The organism is Dactylosporangium sp. CA-152071 (genome assembly GCF_050936335.1).
Taxonomy (GTDB): Bacteria; Actinomycetota; Actinomycetes; order Mycobacteriales; family Micromonosporaceae; genus Dactylosporangium; species Dactylosporangium maewongense.
The window spans coordinates 3,053,742-3,076,814 of sequence record NZ_JBNJMZ010000001.1 but is presented as its reverse complement, the minus strand read 5'-3'; the positions used below and the strand labels follow the sequence as shown (position 1 = coordinate 3,076,814).

Sequence of the window (23,073 nt, the reverse complement as noted above, 5' to 3'; positions counted from 1 at the left end):
GCCGTCGGTTCATCCGACGGCCCCTTGCAGTCTCCGGACACCTTCCCGCAGCTGGTCCGGCGGCGCCGCGGCGAACGTCAGCCGCAGGTAGGCGCCGTCGGGCTCGGCCGCGAACCACGGCCGCCCGGGGAACACCACCACCTGCCGGGCCGCCGCCTCGTTGGTGACCGCCACGTCGTCCATGCCCTGCGGGAGCCGTGCCCAGACGTGCAGGCCACCGGCCGGCACGAGGGGCGTCCGCAGCGTCGGTACGTGCACCGCGAGGGCCTCCGTCAGCGCTTCGCGCCTCGCCCGCAGCTCCGTGCGCAGCGCCTTCAGGTGCCGCGGCCACGCCGGCGACGTCACCAGGTCCAGGGCCGCCTGCTGCAGCGGGCCGGCGACGAAGAAGTCGTCGAGGACCCGCGCCGCCCGCAGCCGCGCGCCGGCCGCCCCGCGGGCACCGATCGCCGCCACCCGCAGCCCGGGCGCCGCGGACTTCGTCAGCGACCGCAGGTACACCACGTGCCCGTGCGGGTCGTCGGCGACGAGTGGGCGCGGCGGGTCGCCGTCGATCGCGAGGTCCCGGGCGTAGTCGTCCTCCAGCAGGAACGCGCCGGCCCGGCGGACCGCCGCCATCACGTCCGGGCGGCGGTCCGCCGCGAGGGTGGCGCCGTGCGGGTTCGCGTACAGCGGCTGGCAGTAGAAGAGCCGCGCGCCCGTGCGCCGGAAGGCGGCCTCGAGCAGGTCGGGGCGCACGCCCTCGGCGTCGGCCGGCACCGGCACGACCCGCAGCCCGGCGGCCCGCGCGGCGGCGAGCGCACCGAGATACGTCGGCGCCTCCACCAGGATCGGGTCGCCGGGCGCGCACAGCGCGCGGAACGCGGTCGACAGCGCCGACTGCCCGCCGGGGCAGATGTTCATGTCGTCGGCCCGCAGCTCGCCGCCGGCCGTCCGGGCGAACCAGGCCCGCAGGTCCTCCCGGCCCTCGACCGGCCCGCGCTGCCACGCCGCCGGCTGCCGGGCCGCCCGGGCGAGGGCCGCGCCGAGCGCCGCCACCGGCTGCAGGTCCGCGTCGAGGTAGCCGCTGGACAGCGGGATCATGCCGGGGCGCGGCACGGCCAGCAGCGCCTGCATCGCGTCCTCGCCGGGCGGCCGGGCGCCGAGCGCGATCGACTGCCAGCCGAGGTCCTGCTCCTGCGCGGCGCGCGGGCGGCGCGCGACGAACGTGCCGCGGCCCGGCTGCGCGTCCAGGACGCCCTCGGCGGTCAGCGCGCGGATCGCCCGGGTCACGGTCACCGGCGACGCCTGGTGACGGGCGCTGAGCTCGCGCACCGTCGGCAGCCGCGACCCCGGGGCCTGCGCGGCCGCCTGCACCCGGAGATCTTGGATAACGCGGATGGCTGCGTTATCGTCATTCATGAGAGACAAGAGTATCGTTACTCCCGCCGGGACGGTAACGGGCGTGATCCTGGGGCTGCTGGGCGTTCTGTCGTTCAGCATGTCGCTGCCCGCCACCAGGGTCGCCGTCGGCGATCTCGACCCGTGGTTCGTCGCGTTCGGCCGGGCCGTCGGCGCCGGGCTCCTGGCCCTGGCGTACCTGGCTGTCACCCGCGCGCCACGCCCCACCGCCGCGCAGTGGCGGCGGCTCGCCGTGGTCGCGCTCGGGGTCGTCGTCGGGTTCCCGCTCTTCACGTCCCTCGCCCTGGTCACCAGCACCGCCTCGCACGGCGCCGTGGTCATCGCCCTCCTGTCCGCGATCACCGCCGGCTTCGCCGTCCTCCGCAGCGGCGAACGTCCCACGCCCGCGTTCTGGGTCGCCGGCGGCGCCGGGCTGGCCGCCGTGCTCGTGTTCCTCGTCGCCAGCGGCGCGGTGCGCGGCTCGGTCGGCCCCGCCGACCTGTTCCTCCTCGCCGCCGTCACCCTGTGCGGGCTCGGCTACGCCGAGGGCGGCGCCCTCGCCCGCGACCTCGGCGGCGCCCGCACGATCTGCTGGGCGCTCGTGCTGTCGCTGCCATGCACGGTCGCCGTGACCGCGGTCTCGGCCTGGCGGCAGCCGCCGCACGCGTCCGCGGGCGCCTGGGCCGGCTTCGCGTACCTCACCGTGATCTCGATGTTCCTGGGCTTCTTCGCCTGGTACTCGGGGCTCGCCCGGGGCGGGGTCGCGAAGATCGGCCAGCTGCAGCTGTCGCAGCCGGTGCTGACGCTCGCGTGGTCGGCGCTGCTGCTGCATGAGGCCGTGCCGCCGGGCGCGGTCGCCGCCGCGGTGGTGGTGCTGGTGTGCGTCGCCCTCACGCAGCGGCTGCGCGCCGGCTCCCAGAGGCGGGTTGACGACATTGGCCGCTACGCGACTGATCTTCGCTGAGCCGTACACCAGCATCACCGCGTGAAGAAAGTCTTCCTCATCCTCGGAATCATCGCGGGCTCGCTGCTGCTGCTGTGTTGCGGCGGCGGCGTGGCCCTGTACTTCTTTGCCGACTCCACCTCCTACGCCAAGCCCGCCGACGCCTGCGCGACCGTCTCCGCCGCCCAGGGCCTGTCCTCGTTCGGCACCGTCAAGGACCAGAAACCGAAGGAGACCAAGGCGTTCGGCCGCACCTACCCGGGCTGCGTCGTCACGTACGAGGCGGCCGGCACCCTGACCGTCATGATCGACGTGCCGTCGACGGAGTCGGACGTGCGCACCCACTACGACTCGGTGAAGAAGGCCGCCGACGCCAGCGTCGCGGCTGGCGCGACCGTCGCGGACGTGTCCGGCATCGGCACCAAGGCGTTCGCGATGTACACCACCGCCGACAAGGCCCTGCTGTACGAGCTCGACCTGTACGACGGCAACCTCTACCTCAGCCTGAACATCACCGCGCCGGCCGGCACCACGCTCACCCCCGACAAGGTCCGCGCCGACTTCGTCACCGCGGCCAAGTCGATGATGTCGTCCCTGGAAGCCGGCTCATCGGGCGGCGACCTGGACGACTGACGGTTAGGTTTGAAGGCGTGCGTATCGCCTTCGCCGCAGACGACTCCAACGAGACCACCACGGCGGTCGTCCAGCACCTCGCCCAGCAGCACGAGGTGCTGGACGTCGCCGTGCCCGGCGCACCCTGGCCCGACCTCGGCACCGCCGTCGGCCGCGCCGTCGTCGAGGGCCGCGCCGACCTCGGCGTCGTCATGTGCTGGACCGGCACCGGCACGGCGATCGCCGCCAACAAGGTGCCCGGCGTCCGCGCCGCGCTCGCCTGGGACCCGTGGATCGCCCGGGGCGCCCGGCTCTGGAACGACGCCAACGTCCTCGCGATGAGCCTCAAGCGGCTCGCGCCCGACGTCGCGGTCGAGGTCCTCGCCGCGTTTCTCGCCGTCGAGGACCCCGACCCGGAGGAGTCGGCGAACATCGCGCTCCTCGACTGAGCGGACGCGGCGCTGCTTGACCAAAGCGTGACCTGGCCCACCGCAACCGCTTCGCCGTGCCCGAGGTCTTTGCTCAATGAACGGCGACGCACATCGCCGTTACGCGAGCAGGTTCGTAACCCCGTACAGACGACTCGACGACCCACATGGTGGGCGCGGTGCATGCCCGTGCCCGTCCACAGTAGAGGGTCCATCGTGGACGCCTGGCGATGCGTGCTGCCCGTGTGCCGAAACACCCTCCACGACCGCACAGTCGTGGCATCCGGGAAGGTTCAACACACGTGAATATCAGAACAGGTGCGCTGGTGGCCGGAGCGGTCACCGCGTCGCTCGTGCTGTCCGCCTGCGGAGGCGGTCCAAGCAGCGACGATACCAGCAAGGGCGCCGGTCAGAAAGGTGCCGCGGGCTTCAACGCCGCATTGACCGGGGTGGTCAACCCCTCGGACAAGAAGGGCGGCACGCTCAAGGTCACCAACCACGACAGCCCCGACTCGTACGATCCGGTGCGGACGTACTACGCGAACGTCTGGAACTTCATGAAGGGGTTCTTCGTCCGGACCCTGCTGACCAACCAGGCCAAGCCCGGTGAGGACGGCCTCGTGCTCACCCCCGACCTGGCCACGGAACTGCCGAAGATCGAGGACGGCGGCAAGAAGTACACCTTCACCCTGCGCGACGGGCTGAAGTTCGAGGACGGCACGCCGATCACGTCGAAGGACGTCAAGTACGGCGTCGAGCGCGTCTTCGCGCAGGACGTCCTGTCCGGCGGCCCGACCTACCTGGTCGACGTGCTCGACCAGGGCCAGAAGTACCCCGGCCCGTACAAGGACACCGACCCCGACAAGCTGGGCCTGAAGTCGGTGCAGACCCCCGACGACAAGACCATCGTGTTCACGCTCAAGGAGCCGCTGAGCGACTTCCCGTACCTGCTCGCGATGCCGGGCGCCGCCCCCGTGCCGAAGGCCAAGGACAACGGCGAGCAGTACGGCAACCGTCCCGTCTCCTCGGGCCCGTACAAGTTCGAGTCGTACGACCAGGGCAAGAAGGCCGTCCTCGTCCGCAACGACCAGTGGGACCCGAAGACCGACTCGGTCCGCAAGGCGCTGCCGGACCGCATCGAGGTCACCTTCGGCATCGCCGTCGAGGAGATCGACAACCAGCTGATCGCCGGTGACATCGACCTCGACCTCGCGCAGACCGGCGTCCAGCAGGGCTCGCAGCCGAAGATCCTGCTCAACCCCGAGGTGAAGAAGAACGCGGACGCGCCGACCACCGGCTTCATCCGCTACTTCGCCATCAACACGAAGGTCCCGCCCTTCGACAACATCCACTGCCGCAAGGCCGTGCAGTACGCCACCGACAAGATCAGCATGCAGACCGCCCGCGGCGGCGCGGACGCCGGCGGCGACATCGCGACCAACATGCTCCCGCCGAACATCGCGGGTCACGACGCGGCGCTGGACCCGTTCAACACCAAGTCGGGCAAGCCGCAGGTCGACAAGGCCAAGGAAGAGCTGGCCGCGTGTGGCAAGCCGACCGGCTTCGACACGGTCATCGCCACCCGTAACGCCGGCAAGGAGCCGAAGACGGCCGAGGCGCTGCAGGCCGCGCTGAAGAACGTCGGCATCAACGCCCGTCTCGACCCGACCGACGCCTCGCTGTACTTCCGCTCCACCATTGGCGCGCCGTCCAACACGCACGCCAAGGGCTACGGCCTCATGATGGCCGGCTGGGGCGCCGACTTCCCGACCGCCTCCGGCTTCCTCGCGGTGCTCGTCGACGGCCGCCTGATCCTGCCCAGCGGCAACAACAACTACCCCGAGCTCAACAACCCCGAGGTCAACAGCCTCATCGACCAGGCCAAGGCCGAGCCCGACGCGAAGAAGGCCGCCCAGATCTGGTCCCAGATCAACAAGATCGTCATGGACGAGGCCGTCCTGGTCCCGTTCACCTACGACAAGGCCCTCAACTACCGCAACCCGCGCCTCACGAACGTCTACATCAGCCAGTACTACGGCCAGGTCGACTTCGGCAGCCTCGGCGTCTCCTGACCGACCCGGCCGGAACCGGGTGCGGCACTCCAGCCGCACCCGGCTCCGCGACCGGCACTGCGAGCTGCCCAGGTTGACGAGGGACTCCTGGGCATGCGGGACACCCGACGCCTCCTGGCCTTCTTGGGGGCGACCGTAGGTGTCCGGCCCGGATCCGGTGCGCGCCTGATCCGGGATGCACGACCTCCGTGTCCGGGTCGACGAGGGACTTCCCGGTTGAGCGGTGACGTTCGCGGTCGCCTTGCCTCCTTGGGGCGGCCGCGGGTGTCCGGCCCGGTTCCGGTGCGCGCCGGGTCCGGGCCGCAGGTCGTGTTTCCGCACTCCGGAAGGCGTTGCGCGCCGCGGCGCGGTTCAGTAGGCGACGCTGACCCGGTGGTGGACGTGGGTGGGGTCGGCGGCGGACCTGAGCACGGCGTCGGCGACGTCGGCGCGGGAGATGGTCCGGCCGCCGCGGAGGCTGCGGTCCAGCGCGGTCCTGTATGGACGGTGGCCGCCGTCCGTGAGGCGGGGCGGGCTGATCAGGGTCCAGTCGAGGTCGCCGGCGCGCAGGACGCGCTCCGCCTCGGCGAGGTCGGCGAAGTTGTCCCGCAGGACGCGCTGGACGACCCGCTTGGCCACCGCGCGCATGAGGAAGCTGTCGCCGGAGCCGGTGAAGCGGCCGTCGGCGTCGACGGACACGATCCGGCGCACGCCCGTGGCGCGCATCGCGGCGACCGCGGCCCGGGCTCCGTCGGCCTGGACGGTGACGGGGCCGCCCTTGCGGTGGCCGAGCGCGGAGAGCACCGCGTCGCGCCCGGCGACCGCCGCCTCGAGAGCCGGCGCGTCGTCGAGTGATGCCCTGACCACGGTCACGCCCGGCAGGTCGAGCTCGCGGCGGACGACGGCGGTCATCTCGTGCCCCTGGCGCAGCCCCTGCTCGAGAAGCTGTCGCCCGATCCCGCCCGTCGCGCCGAACACGGTCAGCTTCATGGCTGCCCTCCCTGGTAAGTGAGCACTCACTAACCTCTATCATGGTGGGTGAGTGCTCACGAACTTGTCAAGGAGCGGGATTGGCCACGCGAGACGTGATCCTGGACGCGGCGGCGTCGGTGCTGCGGAGCCGGGGGCTGGCCAACGCCACCACCAAGGAGATCGCCCGCGCGGCCGGCTACTCCGAGGCGACGCTCTACAAGCACTTCCGCGACAAGGTCGACCTGATGGTCGCGGTGCTGCACGAGCGCGGGCCGCAGTTCATCCCGATGCTGCTCACGCTGCCCGAGCGGGCGGGCACGGGCACGGTCCGCGACACGCTCACGGAGCTCGCCACCGTCGCGATCGGGTTCTACCGCGACGGCCTGCCGATGTTCACGTCGATATTCTCCGACCCGGCGATCCTCAACGCGCACCGCGACCAGCTCCGCGCCCAGAACCTCGGCCCGCACCGCGCCAACGACGGGCTCGTCGACTACCTGCGCGCCGAGCAGCGGCTCGGCCGGGTCTCCGCGGACGCGGACCTGGAGGCGGTCGCCGGCCTGCTCCTCGGCGCCTGCTTCCAGCTCGCCTTCATCGGCTTCTTCGCCGAGCGCCGCGGCGACCTCGAGTCCGCCGCGGCGTTCGTCGCCCAGCTCCGGCTGTGACGCGGGCGGGGCCCTGTCAGTAGCGCAGGATCAGGGCGATGCGCCCGTCGGTGGCGAGGCTGCCGTCGCCGACGAAGGTGACCTCGCCGGACTGGCGGGCGACGAGCTCGACCACGTCGTCGACGGCGTCGTCGACGAGGGTGCCGGCCGGGCCCTGGCTCGGCTGCTGCTCGGCGGGGTGCAGGTGGTCGCCGTGAATCCAGGCGGGGCTGTGGTAGCTCTCCTCGACGAGCAGGTGCGCGCCGCGGCCCTGGCGGGCCAGCTGCCACACCTCGGGCAGGCCGGCGGCGACGCGGTGCGCGCCGCGGGCGACGTCGAGGTGCTCCAGCGCCGCGATCTGCTCGAAGGCGTGGTAGGCGGCGAGGTGCGAGGCGAGCACCTTGTGCAGCTCGTGCGGGCCGGAGCGGTCGTAGTTGCCGGGGACGGTGCCGGCGATCTGGGCGTGCCACTCCTCGGCGAAGAACGCCAGGTAGCGGTCCACGCCCAGGACGAACACGGGCCGCGTGTCGAGGGCGTCGACCTGGGTGAGGGCGGTGGCGATGTCGCGGAAGAACTGCCGGTGCCGCTCGTCGCGGTGCGCGCTGGGCCGCTGGCCGTAGTCGCGGGGCAGGCCGAGCGCGCCGCCTGGGCCCTCGTGCGTGAACGGGAAGCCGTGCGTCGTCACCTCCACCAGGTTGGCGCCGTCGCCGCTCCACAGGCGGGTCGGCTGCTCGGACAGGACCAGCGCCCAGTACCGGTGGCGGCGGGCCGCGTCGGCGACGACGTCGCGGATCTCGTAGGTCTCGGCGACGACGACGCGCTCGTTGACGGGGGTGTCGAGGAGGCGGACGTGCACCTGTCCCGGCGAGGCGAACAGCGCCAGCCCCTCACCGACCTGCCGCAGGTCGACGTGCGCGGCGGCCTCCGCGATCTCGTCGTACACGGCGGTGGCGACGTCGTGCGGGACCGCCTCGTCGGCCTCCAGGCGGCGGCGGGTCTCCGTGAGGAGGTTGCGCAGCCGGATCGGGTCCTGCTGGTTGGCGGGCGGCGTGCGGTGGGTCGGCATCAGCAGGGACACCGCCGGGTAGCCGCTCGGCGTGAGGGTGGCCAGATCCTTCACCGTCATGCGCCCACCGTCGCCCGCCGCGACCGCGCGCCGACTCGCCCGGCCCAGGTGAAAGCCCCACGCCAGGCGGGACCGCACCAGGTGAAACCGCACGGTGCGGGGCCGCGTCCGGTGAAGGGCCGGACCGGGCGAGTCCGCACCGGGTGAATGCCCGGAAACCTAGGATCGGGGGATGGGCAGGGAGTTCGAGATCGTGCGCGAGGGTGCGCTGCCGGTGGACCAGGTCGCGGTGTTCGACGGGTTCGCCGACGGCACCGCGGGCTGGCTGTGGCCGATGCAGTACGAGCACCGCGAAGGCGGCGCCGCGGCGTTCGGCGGCACGGTGACGGTCTGGGATCCGCCGCACCGGCTCGTGAGCCGCATGGACGGGCCCGACGGCTGGTTCAACCAGCTGGAGCACGTCGTGGCGGCGGCGCCCGGCGGCGGGTCGACGTGGCGCTACGTGCACAGCGGCATCTTCGTCGACGACTGGGAGCAGCAGTACGACGGCGCCAGCCAGCACACCGACTTCTACCTGCACACGTTCGGGCAGTTCATGCTCCACTTCCGCGGCCGGCCCGTCACCTACGTCACGGTCGACGCCCCCGCCGACGCCGGTTTCGCCACGGTGCGGGCGGCGCTCGGCACCGACGCGACCCCGGAGGGCGGCCCGGTCGACCTCAGCCTCCCGCACGTGGGGCGGGTCCAGGGCGTGCTGGACTACCGGCACCGGCACTTCGTCGGCATCCGCACCGGCGACGCGCTGATCCGCTGCTTCGGCCGGTCCGCGTTCGGCGGCGTCGACGCGGTCGCGGTCCACCACTTCGGCGGCGCCGACCCGGCCGCCCTCGAGAAGGCCTGGCGCGACTGGCTCACGGAGATCACCGGAACGTGAAGAGCCGCCCGGTGAGCGGGCCGGGGCGGACCGGGCCGGCGAGCCGGTGCATGCCGACCCGGAAGGGGGCGTCGTCGGGGGCGGTGAAGGACAGCTCCGTGAACCCGTGCTCGGCGAACAGCGACCGCAGCTCCAGGCTCGCGTCGCCGGCCCGGGTCCAGATGACGATGCCGCCGGGGACGAGCAGTGCGGGCAGCGCGGCGACGGTGCGCCGCGCGTCGGCCGCGTCGACGTTGCCGAAGACGCCGCAGGTCAGCAGGATGTGCGCGGGCTGGACGCCGGCGTAGGTCCGGGCGTCACCCGCGTCGGCCATGCGGACGTCCACATCGGACAGCAGCAGGTCGTCGGCGGTCTCGCGGGCCCGGGCGGCGAGCGTGGGGTCGAGCTCCACCAGCAGCGCGCTGACCCTGCGGTCGTGCTCGGCGATGACCGGCAGGACGTCGCGGCCGTCGCCGGCGCAGATGCTGACGATCCGCAGGGTCCCGTCCACGCTCTCGCCCGGTCCGGCCCGATGGGCTTCGCCGCTTCGGCCCGGACCGGGCGCCGGCGCGGCGCTCAGCGCCCGGCGCAGGTCCCGCCGGACCACCTCGAGGCGGCGGCCCAGCGACGATCCGGGCGTCGTGTAGAACTCATGCCACTCGACCCAGTCTCTGCTCACCGGGCCATTGAACTACAGACCGCGGTAGGTCCGCAGGGAGGCCAGCCGGCCGGCGTCCGTGCGGAAGACCCACGCGAGCGGGGTGTCGCCGACCCGGCCGGTGGCCGTGACGGTGGCGCCGTCGCTGAGGACCGTGTCGAGCTCGACGTCGATGGCGCGGCCGGTGGCGGCGACGGTGGCGGCGACGTCGGCGGGGGTGCGCACCGACGGGTGGCCGTGGTCGGTCCAGTCCGGCGCCAGCAGCGAGTCCACTGTGGACGCGTCGCCGGTGCGCCACATCTCGAAGTACCGCCGCACCAGGTCCGCCGGGTCGCCGGGATCGTCGAGGCGGGCCACCGCCGGCGCCGGCAGGTCCAGGTCGAAGCCGGCGAGGTTGTCCGCGAGCTGGGCGATGGTGCGCGGGCCGACGATGACCGACGTGACGCCGCGCTGGCGCCTCGCCCACGCCACGGCGACGGCGACCGGGGTGGTGCCGAGTCCGGTGGCCACGGCGGCGGCGAGGCCGGCCTGCCAGTCGTACCGTGGCCGCAGCATCGCCTCGGCCCAGCCGCGCGCCGCCGCGGTGCCCATGTCCCGCAGCCGTGCGACCCTCGAGCCGTCCTCGACGGTCCCGCCCCGGTAGCGGCCGGTGAGGACGCCGCCGCCGAGCGGCGACCACACGAGAGCCCCGACGCCGAGCCCGGCGGCGGCCGGCAGGAGCTCCGCGAGGGCGTCGCGGGCGATCAGCGACAGCTCCGGCTGCACGCTGACGAACGGCGTCACGCGCAGCGCCCGGGCGGTCCAGTGCGCCTCGGTGAGCTGCGCGGCGGTGACGTTCGAGCAGCCGAGGTACCGCACCTTCCCGGCCCGCACGAAGCCGTCCAACGTGGACAGTGTCTCCTCGACCGGCGTGCCGGCGTCCCACTGGTGGCACTGGTAGAGGTCGACGTGGTCGGTGCCGAGGCGGCGCAGGCTCGCCTCCAGGGCGCGGGTCAGGTGCCGCCGGGACAGTCCGCGGTCGTTCGGGCCCGGACCTTGTGGCATGCCGGCCTTGGTGGCGAGCACGACCTCGTCGCGGCGGCCGCGGATCGCCCGGCCGACGATCCGCTCGGACTCGCCGCCCGCGTAGGCGTCGGCGGTGTCGATCAGGTTGTGCCCGGCGTCGAGGAACGCGCCGACGATCCGGGCGGCCTCCGGCTCGTCACAGCTCCGGACGCCGCCGCCGGTGCCGAAGTTCATCGTGCCGAGCGCGGCCGCGGACACCCGCAGCCCGGAGGTGCCCAACGTTGCGTGACCCATGCCGGACCCCCGTATGATCGCAGATTCGGAACGCGCGTTCCGAAAGATACGGAACAGTGGTTCCGTTTGTCAACGACGGGTGGTGTACGTGCGAGCCGACGCCGAGCGCAACCGGGTGCGGGTCCTGGAGGCGGCCGAGGAGGTCCTGGCCAGGGACGGCCTCGCCGTGTCGATGCGGGCCGTCGCCGAGCGGGCCGGGGTCGGCCTCGGCACGATCTACCGGCACTTCCCGACCCGCGAGGCCCTGCTGCAGGCCATCGTCGTGGAGCGGGTGCGCCGCCTCGCCGAGTCCGCCGGCCCGCTGCTCGCCGCCGCCGACCCGGTCGAGGCGTTCTTCGCGTTCCTCACCCGCATCGTCGACGTGTCCGCCCGCAAGAAGGCCCTGGCGGACGCGGTCTCCGGCGCCGGCCTCGACCCGAAGGAGGGGCTCGGCGGCATCGGCGGCGACATGCGCGCCGCGATCGAGGCGCTGCTGCGGCGGGCGCAGGCGGCCGGTGGCGTACGGGCGGACCTGCGGATGCCCGAGCTGCTCGCCCTGCTGAGCGCGGCCTGCCTCGGTGCCGAGCGCAACCAGTGGGACGACGCCCTGCGGGACCGGACCCTCGACCTGATCTTCGACGGGCTGCGCGCGCGATAGTCGGGACGGCCATGTATTGACGTCAATGGAATCGTCGCGCTTGAATTCCGACGCATGACAGCAACGCTGGTCGAGTTCAGCGGCAGCCGGGGCGGGATCTGCGGGCTGAGCTGGGGACAGGTCGCGATCTGGCGGGCCATCCAGCGGATGGTCCCCGACGACGCGGTGCTCAACATGAGCTGGGTGACCGACCTCGAGGGCGAGGGCATCTCCGTCGGCACGCCGCTGTCGCGGATCACCGACACCGTCCGCACCGTCATGGAGCGGCACGAGTCGCTGCGCACCCGGGTCCGCGCCGGTGACGACGGCACGCCGGTGCAGGACCTCGCCGCTGCCGGCACGATCGAGGTCCACGTCGTCGACGCCACCGCGGACACCGCGCCCGCCGCGGCGAAGGCGCTGCAGGAGCGGCTGACCGCGCCCGCGTACGACTACCCGCACGAATGGCCGCTGCGGGCCGGCGCGGTGCGGGTCGGCGACGTCGTCACCCACGCGGTGTTCGGCATCTGCCACCTCGTCACCGACCGCGGCGGGCTCACCGCGCTCGTCCGCGACGTCGTGCTGTGCCTGCGCGGAGAGCCTCTCGCGGACGCCGACGACCGGCAGCCCTACGACCAGGCCCTGCACCAGCAGTCGGCGGCCGGCCGCCGGCAGAGCCAGAAGGCGCTGCGGTACTGGAGCCGGCACCTGGAAAGCGTGCCGCTGCAACGGTTCCCCGCCGAGCGCGAGCGGCCCGCGGACGAGCCGCCGTTCTGGGCCGCCACGCTCAGCTCGCCCGCAGGCGACCTCGCCGTCCCTCTCCTCGCGGGCCGGCACCAGGTCAGCACCTCCGCGGTCATCCTCGCCGCGGCCGCCGTCCAGCTCGCCCGGCAGACCGGCGCCCGGGAGGCGGTGCTGCAGGTGATCGTCAGCAACCGGTTCCGCCCCGGGCTCGCCGACGCCGTCGGCCCCGCGTCGCAGGACGGGCTCTGCGTCATCGACGTCGGCGACGACGACCTGGCGCCGGTGATCGGACGGGCGATGCAGGCGTCGCTACAGGCCTACCTGCACGCCCAGTACGACCCGGCCGCCCTCGACGACCTGCTCGCCACGGTCGGTGCGGCGCGCGGCGGCGAGGTGGACCTGTCGGTGTCGTTCAACGACCGCCGGTTCGACGCGCAGACCCCGGTCGCCGCCGGCGGGGCCGTGACCGCCGAGGCGATCGAGGCGCTGCGACCGGCGACCACCCTGAAGTGGGAGCGGGTCGAGCACTACGGCGCCCGCTACTTCCTGCACGTGAACGCCGTCCCCGGCACCCTCGACCTCACCCTCTTCGCCGACACGACGGTGCTGCCCGCCGCCGCCGTCGAGGTCCACCTGCGCGGCATCGAGGAGCTGCTGCTGCGGTCCGTCTGAGCGGATGAGTACCGCTGCGTCAAGTTACCGGCGCGTGCCGTGAGGTTGATCACCTGCTGTTTGATGATCTTGCCGAATGTGCAAGTTTCAACTCTTGAGCACCTGGAATGTGCAAGGTCACGGGGACCTTCACAGGAAAGGAGGTGATCGAGTGAGACGGATCAACCCGAAGGGGAGACCGGAGCACGAGCGGGCGGTGGCCGTGCTGCGCGCCTCGTACGCTGCGGTCCCGGACGGCAGCCCGGTCCGCCTGGCGAAGAAGACATCGAACCTGTTCCGACCGAGATCCGCGGCCGGCCCGGCCGGCCTGGACGTCAGCGGCCTCGACGGGGTCATCGAGATCGACCCGGCCGCCCGCACCGCCGACGTGCAGGGCATGTGCACCTACGAGGACCTCGTCGACGCCACCCTGCCGCACGGCCTGATGCCACTGGTCGTGCCGCAGCTGCGCACCATCACGCTCGGCGGCGCCGTCACCGGCCTCGGCATCGAGGCCACGTCCTGGCGGCACGGGCTGCCGCACGAGTCGGTGATCGAGCTCGACATCCTCACCGGCACCGGTGAGATCGTCACCGCCCGACCCGACAACGAGCACGCCGAGCTGTTCGCGGCGTTTCCCAACTCGCTGGGCAGCCTGGGCTACGCCACCCGGCTGCGCATCGAGCTGCAGCCCATCGCGCCGCAGGTCGAGCTGCGCAACGTCCGCTTCGACGACGTCGAGGAGCTCCTCGAGGCCGTCGGCGTGGTCATGCGCACCGGGAGCTGGGACGGCGTGGACGTCGACGTCATGGACGGCGTCGTGTTCCGGCCCGGGGAGTCCTACCTCGTCCTCGGCCGGTTCGGCGGCACCGGACCGACCAGCGACTACACCGGCCAGTCGATCTACTACCAGTCGCTGCGCGCCAAGGCGACCGACAACCTCACCGCCTACGACTACCTGTGGCGGTGGGACACCGACTGGTTCTGGTGCTCGTCCGCGTTCGGCGCGCAGCAGCCCCTGCTGCGCCGGCTCTGGCCCACCAGGCTGCGCCGCAGCGACGTCTACCACCGCATCGTGCGGCTGGAGAACCGCTACGGCGTCGCGGCCAGGATCGACCGGCTGCGGGGCAACCCGGACCGGGAGCGGGTCGTGCAGGACGTCGAGCTGCCCCTGGCGCTCACCGGCAAGTTCCTGGACTGGTTCGCCGGCAACGTGCCGATGGCACCGATCTGGCTGTGCCCGCTGCGGCTGCGCTCCGGGACGGCCTGGCCCCTGTACCCGATGCACGCGGGCGAGGCGTACGTGAACGTCGGCTTCTGGGGAACAGTGCCCATCGTGCCCGGCGCCGCCGACGGCGATGTCAACCGGGCCATCGAGGACAAGGTGTCCGAGCTCGGCGGCCACAAGTCGCTGTACTCCGACGCGTACTACGACCGCGAGACCTTCGACCGGCTCTACGGTGCCGATGCGTACCGCGCCGTCAAGGACCGCTACGACCCCGGCCACAGACTGACCGACCTCTACGACAAGGTAGTAGGACGACGATGACCATCACCAACAAGCGTTCATCGGCGCCGCGGCAGCGTCCGCCGATGCCCACCGTCGCGGAGATCGTCCGCGCCGTCACCAGCGGCGAGCCGGCCGTGCGCATCACCGCCTACGACGGCAGCGCCGTCGGGCCCGACACGGCGCCGATCGGCCTGCACGTCGCCTCCGAACGCGGCCTCACCTACCTGCTCACTGCCCCCGGTGACCTCGGCATGGCGCGCGCCTACGTGTCCGGCGACCTCGAGCTGCGCGGCGTGCACCCCGGCGACCCGTACGAGGCGCTCAAGGCCCTCGAGGGCGGCCTCCAGCTGCGGATGCCGTCACCCGCCGACGCGCTGCGGCTCGTGCGCGGCCTCGGCTGGGACCGGCTGCGCCCGGTGCCGCCCCCGCCGCAGGAGCACGTGCCGAACTGGAAGCGCACCCTGCAGGGGCTGCGCCACGGCCGCGGCCGCGACGCCGAGGCCATCCACCACCACTACGACGTCTCCAACGCCTTCTACGAGAAGGTCCTCGGCCCGTCGATGACCTACACCTGCGCGGTGTACCGCTCGCCGAGCGACACCCTGGAGCAGGCCCAGTCCAACAAGTACGACCTGGTCGCCGGCAAGCTCTCGCTCAAACCCGGGATGCGCCTGCTCGACGTCGGCTGCGGCTGGGGCGGCATGGTCCGTCACGCCGCCCGCGAGTACGGCGTCAAGGCCCTCGGCGTGACCCTGTCGCGCGAGCAGGCCGCGTGGGCGCAGGCGGCGATCGAGCGCGAGGGCCTGTCCCACCTCGCCGAGGTCCGCCACCTGGACTACCGCGACGCGCCGCTGGAGCACTTCGACGCGGTCAGCTCCATCGGCCTCACCGAGCACATCGGCCTGCGCAACTACCCGGTGTACTTCAAGACGCTGCGCGACCGGCTCAAGCCCGGCGGCCGGCTGCTCAACCACTGCATCACCCGCTCCGACAACCGCACCTCGCACCGGCCGGGCGCGTTCATCGACCGGTACGTCTTCCCCGACGGCGAGCTGGCCAGCCCCGGCAAGCTCGTCAGCGCCGTCCACGACGCGGCCTTCGAGGTGCAGCACGAGGAGAACCTCCGGGTGCACTACGCCCACACGCTCGCGGGCTGGAACCGCAACCTCGTGGAGCACTGGGACGCCTGCGTCGACGAGGTCGGCATCGGCACCGCCCGCGTCTGGGGCCTGTACATGGCGGGCTCCCGGTTCGCCTTCGAGCGCAACCAGATCCAGCTGCACCAGATCCTCGGCACGAAGACCACCCGCCTGGGCGAGTCCTCCTACCCGCTGCGGCCCGACTGGACCGCCTGACCGTCCGCACCGCACCGCATCGCACCTGAGCGGCACGTCTCCCCGGAGGCGTGCCGCTTGTCTTCGGCTCAATGTATCTGTTAGAAATATCTGGCAGATACAAGAGGGTGGTCATGAGCAGATCCAGTCAGACGCAGGTGGCGGTGCTGGGGGCGCTGAGCGTCGAGCCGATGACGGCGTATGCGCTGCGGGAAGCGATCCGGGACGTGCTGGGGCACTTCTGGAGCGAGAGCTTCGGGCAGATCTATCCGACGCTGCAGGCCCTCGAGGAGGCGGGACACGTGCAGCGCCGGGGCGGCACCCGGGCTCGCTCGTCGGTGTTCGTCATCACCGATTCCGGGACGGCGCGGCTGATCGAGCTGCTGAACGAGCCCGTGCAGGAGAACCCGCCGCGAAACGGGCTGCTGCTGCGGCTCTTCTTCGGGCGCGTCCTCGGCCGGGAGCGGTGCCGGGAGCTGCTGCGAGGGGCCCGCGACGCCGCCGAGGCGCAGCGCGCCGAGTATGAGCAGCTGCTCGCCCGGCTCACCGCCGAGGAGGGCGACACACCCGACTTCCCGTACATCCGGATGACCATCCTCGCCGGGATCCACCACTCCCGGGCGGCCGCCGCCTGGGCCGGCGAATGCCTCGAAACTCTCCAGGATCCGTAGCAGGGGGACCCATGACTCGTGTCCGGCTCAACTTCGTCCTCTTCGCCGCAGCCGTGGTCGGCGCCGGGTGGCTCGGCGTCGCCGCCGACCGCGCGAGCGGGACCCCGCTCACCAACGAGGCCGCGTTCAGCGACAGCGGCGGCACGACCGGCATGCTGCTGTTCATCCTCGGCCCGGTCGTGACGGCGCTCGTGCTGTACTTCGCCTCCCGCGACGGCGCCGGCGGCCTCGGCCTCACGCTGCGCTTCCCGCACCGGGCCCGCTGGTTCGGCGCGGCGACCGCGCTCTACCCCGTGGTCACCGTCGTCACGGTCGGCGCCGGGCTCGCCGCCGGCGGGGTGACGCTGTCGCTGACCGGCGGCGATCCGCTCCTGGCCGCGTTCCTGACCGTGCTCGCCGTCCAGGTGGTGAAGAACCCGATCGAGGAGTTCATCTTCCGGGGGTACGGCACCCGCACGGCCATGGCGCTGGGCCTGCCCGGCCGGGTCACCCCGCACCTGCTCGTCGGCGTCGTGTGGGCCGCCTGGCACCTGCCGCTCTACCTGGTGTGGACCTCGGACGCCGACATGCGCCTGGTGACGTCCCTGTCGATGCCGCTCTTCGTCGCGCTGATGTTCGCCGGTCTGACCGCCGCTTCCCTGGTGTACGGGGAGCTGCGCGTCCGGACTGGCTCCATCTGGCCCGGCGTCGTCCTGCACAGCATGACCAACGCGATCGCGACCCCGCTCCTGGTCGACGGCCACCTGAAGTTCACCGGCCACGCCGACGCCTGGTTCTCCCCGGTCGCGAGCTCGATCGTGGTGACGGTGCTGTTCGCCGCGCTCGGCCTGCTGTTCGTCGCCCGCCGCCCGGCCCCGCCGGCGCCGTCGGAGCCCACCCCGGCCACGCTCGCCACGGCGCGGCCGTAGCCCCCACACGCGACGATCCGGTGGGCCCGCCGGGCGCGCCGGGCCGGCCACGGGTCTCCGGGCGGGGTCAGCGGTCGCCGACGGCGTCCAGGATCGGCTTGACGTCGAGGATCGGGGTGCCGTCGAGGGCCTCCAGGGCGTCGACGTGGACGCGGGTGCCGTCGACGGCGAGGATCGTGACGCGGTGCAGGCCGATCGGGTTGGGGCGGTCGGGGGAGCGGGTGCTGAAGACGCCGGTCTCCGGGCGGGTCAGGTCGCCGCGCGGGTGGACGGTCAGGGTGGCGCGGTCGGCGCGGTCGAGCCAGGTGAGCAGGAGGACCTCGGTGCCGGGGGTCAGGTCGCGCAGGCCCGGCGCGGCGGCGTCGGTGAAGCGGAGCCAGGCGTCCGGGGCTCCCTCGTCGCCCTGCCTCGGGGCGGCGGCGCGGTCGCGCAGCGGCGACTCCACCCAGCCGATCGGGTGGACGACGAAACCGGTCATGGCGGTCGACCGTACACGAGTGGGGACGGCTCACGGCGAGTTCCCAGCCGAAGTCCAGTTTGGGCGGAGGTGTGGTGTGCAAGGTGGACATCATGAGTGACGAGGACCGCCAGTGGAGCGCACCGCCCACCGCAGCACGCCCTGCGACGCCCGGCCAGCCGCCGGGCGCGGACGGCTCCCCGGGCGCCTCCGACGTCCCACCGCCCGGCGGGGCCGCTGAGCCGCTGTCGTCGCCGCCCGCCGGGTCCTCGCAGGCGTCACCGCCGGAGCCGATCTGGGCCAGGCCGGTCGGGGGCGAGCCGCGCACGGGGGCGTCCGGGCAGGTGCCGGCGGGTCCCTTCCCGCCGTCGGTCGGCCAGCCCGCCGCGGGGGCACACACGACACCGCTGCCGAGCCACCCGCAGCACGCCGCCGGAGCGCACGCGGCGCCGTTGCCGGGGCACTCGCAGCACGCGGCGCCATTGCCGGGTTACCCGCAGCAGACGGCGCCGTTGCCGGGGCATCCGCAGCAGACGGCGCCGTTGCAGAGTCACCCGGCGCCGGGCGCGCAGACGTGGCCGGCGCAGCAGACGGGCGCGTTCCCGGCCGGTGGGTCGCCCGGGATCGGCTCGTCCACGGCGGCGTTCCCCGCGGTCACCGCGCCCGGCCAGCAGCCCCACAACGGCCATCCCGGGTACGGCAGCCAGCCGGTCTCCGGCTACCCGGTCTCGGGCTACCCGGTGTCCGGTCATCCCGCCTCGGGTCAGCCCGCGTACGGGCCGCAGCAGCCGGTGCGCGGGGGACGGGTCGCCGGCCTGATCGTGGCGGGCGTGGTCATCGCGGTCGTGTCGGCGTTCGGCGGCGGGCTGGTCGCGACCAAGTTCGCCGGCGACAGCGCCGAGCCCACCACCGTCATCACCCGCAACGCCGCCCCCAACCTCGAGCGCGGCTCCGTCGGTGCCGTCGCCGAGGCGGTCCTGCCCAGCGTCGTGGACATCACGACCGGCGAGGGCGAGGGGTCCGGCGTCATCATGAGCACCGACGGCACCATCATCACCAACAACCACGTGGTGGCCGGCGCGACCAAGCTGACCGTCACGTTCAGCACGGGCAAGACCGCCACCGCCACCGTCGTCGGCACGGACCCGGCCGGCGACATCGCGGTCATCAAGGCGCAGAACGTGTCGGGGCTGACGGCCGCGAAGTTCGGCGACAGCGACGCCCTCCGGGTCGGTGACACGGTCCTCGCCGTCGGCAGCCCGCTCGGCCTGCAGGGGTCGGTGACCGCCGGCATCGTCAGCGCGCTGCACCGCACGATCAGCTCGGGCGAGCAGGGCGCGAAGTCGATCGCCGACGCGATCCAGACCGACGCGGCGATCAACCCCGGCAACTCCGGCGGCGCGCTGGTCAACCTGGCCGGCGAGGTCGTCGGCATCAACACCGCGATCCTCACCGCCGGCGAGAACAGCAACGGCAACATCGGCGTCGGCTTCGCGATCTCCGTCAACCGGGCCCGCTCCGCCGCCGACCAGCTCGCGAAGGGCGGGAAGGTCAGCCACCCTTACCTCGGCGTGCAGCTCGGCGACGGCGACGGCGGCGCCCTGATCGGTGGCGTCGTGGCCGCGGGCCCGGCGGACAAGGCCGGCATGAAGACCGGCGACATCGTGACGAAGATCGGCAGCACGCAGATCAAGGACGCGACCGACCTCATCAACGCCATCCAGGCCGCCAAGGCCGGCGATCAGCTCAAGATGACCGTCAAGCGCGACGGCGCCGAGCAGCAGCTCACCGTCACCCTGGGCGAGTCGCCGTGACCGTCCGCCCGGCGATCAGCGCCCGGAACCGCTCGAAGGCGGGCTTCGGCGTGTAGTCCGAGCGCACGAGCCCGAACTGGAACATCATGGAGGGGTTGGCCGAGTCGGCGTCGCGCAGCGAGAAGTGCTCGTATGTCGTGATGTTCAGCGGCACGGCCAGCCCCTCCACGGTTCGCACGACGGTCTCCAGCACGTCGGCCTGGCGCTCGTACGACCGGCCGGCGCCCGTCGCCCAGCCGTGCTCCGTCACGTGGACCGGGACCGTGGCCGGGATGCCCGCGGCGGCGAGGCTGACGTCCCGGAACCCCCGCAGCACGGCCGTCACCGCGTCGGTGAAGGCGTCCGCCGGTACAGGACGGAACACGTCAGGAAAGAAGTCCAGGCCCACGTAGCCGAGCGCGTCGCGGAACTCGCCGCCGCCGAGCCGCCCCAGGCCGGTCCAGAACTCCTGCGCGGGGTCGAAGACCGGCGTGGAGTTGCAGCCGACCAGCACGTCGAGCCCGAGCCGGTCCACCTCGTCGCGGGCGGCGAGGACGCCCTCCACGACCGCCCGCTGCGCGTGCGGGGACCCGCCGTCGCCGCCCGGGCCGTCGTGGTTGGCCTCCTCGCCGACCTGCAGCGTCGCGAGGACGTCGCCGTGCGCGCGGACCAGCCCGCGCAGGAACGCCAGCCAGCCGCCGAGGTCGTCGCCGGGCTCGCGGAAGCAGGCGACCAGGTCGAGCCGCCGCCCGCCGGTCGCGTGCCGGGCGGGGCGCGGCGGCGCCTCCTGGTGGCCGCCGAGGGCGTCGCTGTAGTGCACGTAGCCGCGGACGAGGTGCGGGCGCAGCTCGTCGAGCCGCTCGTCGATGCGCGCCGCGTCCTCCGGCGGGCCGGGGGTGACGACGCCGTCCATGTCGGCGCCGAGGCCGCCCGGGTAGATCCCGAAGTTCAACATGCCGCCACCGTACGGCGAAAATTGGTGTCACACCAAATTTGAAGTGACGCTAGAATTCCGGTCATGGCGTTGCGGGCGGAGAAGAAGGCGGCGACCAGGACCGCGATCGCGGACGCGGCTCTCGCGTTGTTCCTGGCCAGGGGGTTCGACCGGGTGACGGTCGCGGAGGTGGCCGAGGCGGCCCGCGTGTCGGTGAACACCGCCTTCAACTACTTCCCGACCAAGGAGGACCTCTTCTTCGACCGGCAGGAGCAGGTCGTGCAGCGGTTGGCGGCGGCGGTGCGGGACCGCGCCCCGCACGAGTCGCCGGTCGGCGCCGTCCGGCGGCTGTTCCTGGAGGAGCTCGACCGGGGCGAGCCGACGCTCGGCCTGTCGCCGGACGCGGGGGCGTTCTGGCAGGTCGTCGAGGACTCGCCGGCGCTGCAGGCCCGGGCGCGGCTGCTGGCGCAGCTGGCGGAGGAGGCCCTGGCCGAGGCGCTGGGTGGGGCGCTGGGCGGATCGCGCTGGCGGGCGGCCGTGCTCGCCGGCGTCGACCGGGCCCTGCACGCCCAGATCCGCGACCGGATCCGGGCCGGCGCCGACCCTGAGGCGGTGCGCGCCGAGGTGCGGGCCGAGGCGGAGACCGCCTACGAGGCCCTGTCGAAGCTTGCGTGAGTGGCCCGCAGCGCTTGGCTAGTGCCGTTGCCGCGGGGCAGCGGAGGCGACGGCGCCGGCCGGCAGGTCGAAGAGCGGGAACAGGTCCGCGCGGCCGAGGAACGCGACCGACGACGTGATCAGCGGGCCGCCGGTGAGCAGCAGCAGGGCGAAGGGGCGGCCGTCGCGGTACTGGCCGAACGCCGGCCCGCCGTTGGCCCGCACCTGGATCAGCACGTCGCCGCGGCACGCGTCGGAGGCGCGCATCGTCGCCGCGATCGCGTCCCGGCCCGACAGCCACCACGAGAACGGCGGCATCGACATCGTCGCGTCCTCGTGCAGCAGCGACACGAGCGCGTCGACGTCGTGGTTGGTGAACGCGTGCACGTACCGGTCCAGCAGCCGCTGATCCAGCTGCCCCGCCGGCTGCCGCTGGTGCGGGACGGACGGCAGCGCGGCCCGCGCGCGCTGCAGGGCGCTGTTCACCGCCGGCACCGTCGAGTCCAGCAACGTCGCGACCTCCGCCGCGGACCAGGCCAGAACGTCGCGCAGGATGAGCACCGCGCGCTGCTTCGGCGGCAGGACCTGCAGGGCCGCCACGAACGCGAGCCGGATCGTCTCGCGCCGCACGGCGAGCTCGGCGGGGTCGGCGGCGGGCAGCACCCTGGCGTCCGGGACGGGGGAGACGAACGCGGACTCCGGCAGCGGCGCGCCGAACCCGGAGCCGGGCGCGGCCGCGGGCGCCAGGTCGGCGGCGAGCGCGCGGCGGCCGGCGGCGCGCAGCACGTCCAGGCACACGTTGGTGGCGATCGAGTACAGCCACGTCCGCAGGGTCGCCCGCCGCTCGTCGAACCTGCCGGCGGCGCGCCAGGCCCGCAGCATGGTCTCCTGCACCGCGTCCTCCGCGTCGAAGGGCGAGCCCAGCATGCGGTAGCAGTACCCGGTGAGCTCCACCCGGTGCGCGTCGAGGTCCGCGCCCGTGATGTGGCCGGTGATCACGTCCGGACGCCGACGGCGCCGAGGCCGGCATACGCCTCCGGGTCCGCGACCGGCGGGTCGCCCGGGTCGGGGCGCCACGCCGGCAGGTGGACCAGGCCGGGCTCGACCAGCTCCCAGCCCTCGAACAGGGCGAGGATCGCGGCGCGGTCGCGCAGCACCAGCGGTGTGCCGGTCCGCACGTACAGGTCGGCGAGGGCCTCGAGCCGGTCGGTGCGCGACCCGGCGGTGCCGTGCGTGATCGCGAGGAGGCTGCCCGGGGCGGCGGCGTCCCGGTAGCGGCGCAGCGCCGCGTGCAGGTCCGCCGAGTCCGGGATGAAGTGCAGCATCGCGACCAACAATAGGCAGACCGGCTCGCCGAAGTCGACCAGCGCCCGCACCGCCGGGTCGTCGAGGATCCGGCCGGCCTGGTGCAGGTCGGCCTGCAGCACCACGGTCAGCGGGTCGTCGCCGAGGATCTGCCGGGAGTGGATCACCGCGGTCGGGTCGGCGTCGACGTAGACGACCCGGGCGCCGGGGTCGGCGGCGCGGGCGGCCTCGTGCACGTTGCCTTCGGTCGGGATGCCGGAGCCGATGTCGATGAACTGCCGCACCCCGCGGGCCGCGGCGAGCCGCACCACCCGGCGCAGGAACGCCCGGTTGTCCCGCGCGACCTGCGGCAGGTCCGGGACCAGCGCGTACGCCCGCTCGGCGACCTCCCGATCGACGGCGAAGTTGTGCGTCCCACCGAGAAAGTGGTCATAGATGCGGGCCGCGCTAGGCCGGTTCGGGTCTACGCTCATGTCGCTGCTTTCCGAATCTCGCCTACTGTCTGTTTTGATCACCTTACTCTGAGTGGATAC

The 23,073-nt window shown here is 73.2% G+C and carries 23 protein-coding genes; 14 read left to right on the top strand and 9 right to left on the bottom strand.

Going from position 1 to position 23,073, the window contains the following annotated elements; all coding sequences use genetic code 11:
• Window positions 1-9 precede the first annotated feature (9 nt).
• Entirely contained in the window at window positions 10-1,398 is a 1,389-nt protein-coding gene (locus ACQEVZ_RS13610) for a PLP-dependent aminotransferase family protein (protein WP_433366083.1), read from the bottom strand.
• Between ACQEVZ_RS13610 and ACQEVZ_RS13605 the strand changes: the two genes are divergently transcribed.
• From ACQEVZ_RS13605 to ACQEVZ_RS13590, 4 genes are all read left to right on the top strand, one after another.
• Complete coding sequence (locus ACQEVZ_RS13605) at window positions 1,397-2,341, top strand: DMT family transporter (RefSeq protein WP_433366080.1); 945 nt, start codon at window positions 1,397-1,399, stop codon at window positions 2,339-2,341. The genes ACQEVZ_RS13610 and ACQEVZ_RS13605 overlap by 2 nt on opposite strands.
• Before the next feature lie 21 nt (window positions 2,342-2,362).
• Window positions 2,363-2,953 (top strand): hypothetical protein, encoded by a 591-nt coding sequence (locus ACQEVZ_RS13600; protein WP_433366077.1) that lies wholly within the window; start codon window positions 2,363-2,365, stop codon window positions 2,951-2,953.
• Window positions 2,954-2,970: 17 nt separating this feature from the next.
• Window positions 2,971-3,381, top strand: a complete 411-nt coding sequence (locus ACQEVZ_RS13595) for an RpiB/LacA/LacB family sugar-phosphate isomerase (protein ID WP_344502448.1) — start codon at window positions 2,971-2,973, stop codon at window positions 3,379-3,381.
• 281 nt (window positions 3,382-3,662) lie between these two features.
• Window positions 3,663-5,432, top strand: a complete 1,770-nt coding sequence (locus tag ACQEVZ_RS13590) for an ABC transporter substrate-binding protein (protein WP_433366074.1) — start codon at window positions 3,663-3,665, stop codon at window positions 5,430-5,432.
• A gap of 351 nt (window positions 5,433-5,783) precedes the next feature.
• Here the strand turns inward: ACQEVZ_RS13590 and ACQEVZ_RS13585 are convergent, their stop codons facing one another.
• A complete protein-coding gene (locus ACQEVZ_RS13585; protein ID WP_433366071.1) occupies window positions 5,784-6,401 on the bottom strand; it encodes an NAD(P)-dependent oxidoreductase in 618 nt (205 codons plus the stop codon).
• 80 nt (window positions 6,402-6,481) lie between these two features.
• Between ACQEVZ_RS13585 and ACQEVZ_RS13580 the strand changes: the two genes are divergently transcribed.
• Complete coding sequence (locus ACQEVZ_RS13580) at window positions 6,482-7,048, top strand: TetR/AcrR family transcriptional regulator (protein ID WP_344502445.1); 567 nt, start codon at window positions 6,482-6,484, stop codon at window positions 7,046-7,048.
• Between the two features lie 16 nt (window positions 7,049-7,064).
• On the opposite strand, the gene ACQEVZ_RS13575 is transcribed toward ACQEVZ_RS13580, so the two are convergent.
• Window positions 7,065-8,153 carry a hypothetical protein gene (locus tag ACQEVZ_RS13575; RefSeq protein ID WP_344502444.1) on the bottom strand — a complete coding sequence of 363 codons (1,089 nt, stop codon included), beginning with the start codon at window positions 8,151-8,153 and terminating at the stop codon, window positions 7,065-7,067.
• A 172-nt stretch (window positions 8,154-8,325) separates the two neighbouring features.
• Here ACQEVZ_RS13575 and ACQEVZ_RS13570 point away from each other — a divergent pair, with 172 nt between their 5' ends.
• Window positions 8,326-9,027, top strand: a complete 702-nt coding sequence (locus ACQEVZ_RS13570) for an SRPBCC family protein (protein ID WP_433366067.1) — start codon at window positions 8,326-8,328, stop codon at window positions 9,025-9,027.
• On the opposite strand, the gene ACQEVZ_RS13565 is transcribed toward ACQEVZ_RS13570, so the two are convergent.
• A complete protein-coding gene (locus ACQEVZ_RS13565; protein ID WP_354904055.1) occupies window positions 9,014-9,685 on the bottom strand; it encodes a class I SAM-dependent methyltransferase family protein in 672 nt (223 codons plus the stop codon). The two genes, ACQEVZ_RS13570 and ACQEVZ_RS13565, sit on opposite strands and share 14 nt — an antisense overlap.
• A gap of 12 nt (window positions 9,686-9,697) precedes the next feature.
• Window positions 9,698-10,963 carry an aldo/keto reductase gene (locus tag ACQEVZ_RS13560; protein ID WP_433366063.1) on the bottom strand — a complete coding sequence of 422 codons (1,266 nt, stop codon included), beginning with the start codon at window positions 10,961-10,963 and terminating at the stop codon, window positions 9,698-9,700.
• Between the two features lie 82 nt (window positions 10,964-11,045).
• On the opposite strand from ACQEVZ_RS13560, the gene ACQEVZ_RS13555 reads away from it, so the two are divergent.
• The 6 genes from ACQEVZ_RS13555 (at window position 11,046) to ACQEVZ_RS13530 (ending at window position 17,397) form a co-directional block, all read left to right on the top strand.
• Window positions 11,046-11,600, top strand: coding sequence for a TetR/AcrR family transcriptional regulator (locus tag ACQEVZ_RS13555; RefSeq protein WP_433366060.1), 555 nt, complete (start codon window positions 11,046-11,048; stop codon window positions 11,598-11,600).
• Between the two features lie 54 nt (window positions 11,601-11,654).
• On the top strand, window positions 11,655-12,995 hold the full coding sequence (locus ACQEVZ_RS13550) for a condensation domain-containing protein (RefSeq protein ID WP_433366057.1): 1,341 nt from the start codon (window positions 11,655-11,657) through the stop codon (window positions 12,993-12,995).
• 160 nt (window positions 12,996-13,155) lie between these two features.
• Complete coding sequence (locus ACQEVZ_RS13545; RefSeq protein ID WP_433376745.1) at window positions 13,156-14,523, top strand: FAD-binding oxidoreductase; 1,368 nt, start codon at window positions 13,156-13,158, stop codon at window positions 14,521-14,523.
• Between the two features lie 44 nt (window positions 14,524-14,567).
• Entirely contained in the window at window positions 14,568-15,839 is a 1,272-nt protein-coding gene (locus ACQEVZ_RS13540; protein ID WP_433366054.1) for a class I SAM-dependent methyltransferase, read from the top strand.
• A 113-nt stretch (window positions 15,840-15,952) separates the two neighbouring features.
• Window positions 15,953-16,489: a PadR family transcriptional regulator gene (locus ACQEVZ_RS13535; protein WP_344502437.1), complete on the top strand. Its 537-nt coding sequence runs from the start codon at window positions 15,953-15,955 to the stop codon at window positions 16,487-16,489.
• An 11-nt stretch (window positions 16,490-16,500) separates the two neighbouring features.
• The gene (locus tag ACQEVZ_RS13530; protein ID WP_433366050.1) at window positions 16,501-17,397 is read left to right on the top strand and encodes a lysostaphin resistance A-like protein; all 897 of its coding nucleotides are present in this window, start codon (window positions 16,501-16,503) and stop codon (window positions 17,395-17,397) included.
• Window positions 17,398-17,464: 67 nt separating this feature from the next.
• Here the strand turns inward: ACQEVZ_RS13530 and tsaA are convergent, their stop codons facing one another.
• The gene (gene tsaA / locus ACQEVZ_RS13525) at window positions 17,465-17,875 is read right to left on the bottom strand and encodes a tRNA (N6-threonylcarbamoyladenosine(37)-N6)-methyltransferase TrmO (RefSeq protein ID WP_433366047.1); all 411 of its coding nucleotides are present in this window, start codon (window positions 17,873-17,875) and stop codon (window positions 17,465-17,467) included.
• A gap of 92 nt (window positions 17,876-17,967) precedes the next feature.
• Between tsaA and ACQEVZ_RS13520 the strand changes: the two genes are divergently transcribed.
• Window positions 17,968-19,668: a trypsin-like peptidase domain-containing protein gene (locus tag ACQEVZ_RS13520; protein WP_433366044.1), complete on the top strand. Its 1,701-nt coding sequence runs from the start codon at window positions 17,968-17,970 to the stop codon at window positions 19,666-19,668.
• On the opposite strand, the gene ACQEVZ_RS13515 is transcribed toward ACQEVZ_RS13520, so the two are convergent.
• On the bottom strand, window positions 19,646-20,602 hold the full coding sequence (locus ACQEVZ_RS13515) for a hypothetical protein (RefSeq protein WP_433366041.1): 957 nt from the start codon (window positions 20,600-20,602) through the stop codon (window positions 19,646-19,648). The two genes, ACQEVZ_RS13520 and ACQEVZ_RS13515, sit on opposite strands and share 23 nt — an antisense overlap.
• A 63-nt stretch (window positions 20,603-20,665) precedes the next feature.
• On the opposite strand from ACQEVZ_RS13515, the gene ACQEVZ_RS13510 reads away from it, so the two are divergent.
• Window positions 20,666-21,256 (top strand): TetR/AcrR family transcriptional regulator, encoded by a 591-nt coding sequence (locus ACQEVZ_RS13510; protein WP_433366038.1) that lies wholly within the window; start codon window positions 20,666-20,668, stop codon window positions 21,254-21,256.
• An 18-nt stretch (window positions 21,257-21,274) separates the two neighbouring features.
• On the opposite strand, the gene ACQEVZ_RS13505 is transcribed toward ACQEVZ_RS13510, so the two are convergent.
• Both ACQEVZ_RS13505 and ACQEVZ_RS13500 read right to left on the bottom strand, forming a co-directional pair.
• A complete protein-coding gene (locus tag ACQEVZ_RS13505; protein ID WP_433366035.1) occupies window positions 21,275-22,234 on the bottom strand; it encodes an RNA polymerase subunit sigma-70 in 960 nt (319 codons plus the stop codon).
• Window positions 22,231-23,013 (bottom strand): SAM-dependent methyltransferase, encoded by a 783-nt coding sequence (locus tag ACQEVZ_RS13500; RefSeq protein ID WP_344502429.1) that lies wholly within the window; start codon window positions 23,011-23,013, stop codon window positions 22,231-22,233. Before ACQEVZ_RS13500 ends, ACQEVZ_RS13505 begins: the two co-directional genes overlap by 4 nt.
• Window positions 23,014-23,073: the final 60 nt, after the last annotated feature.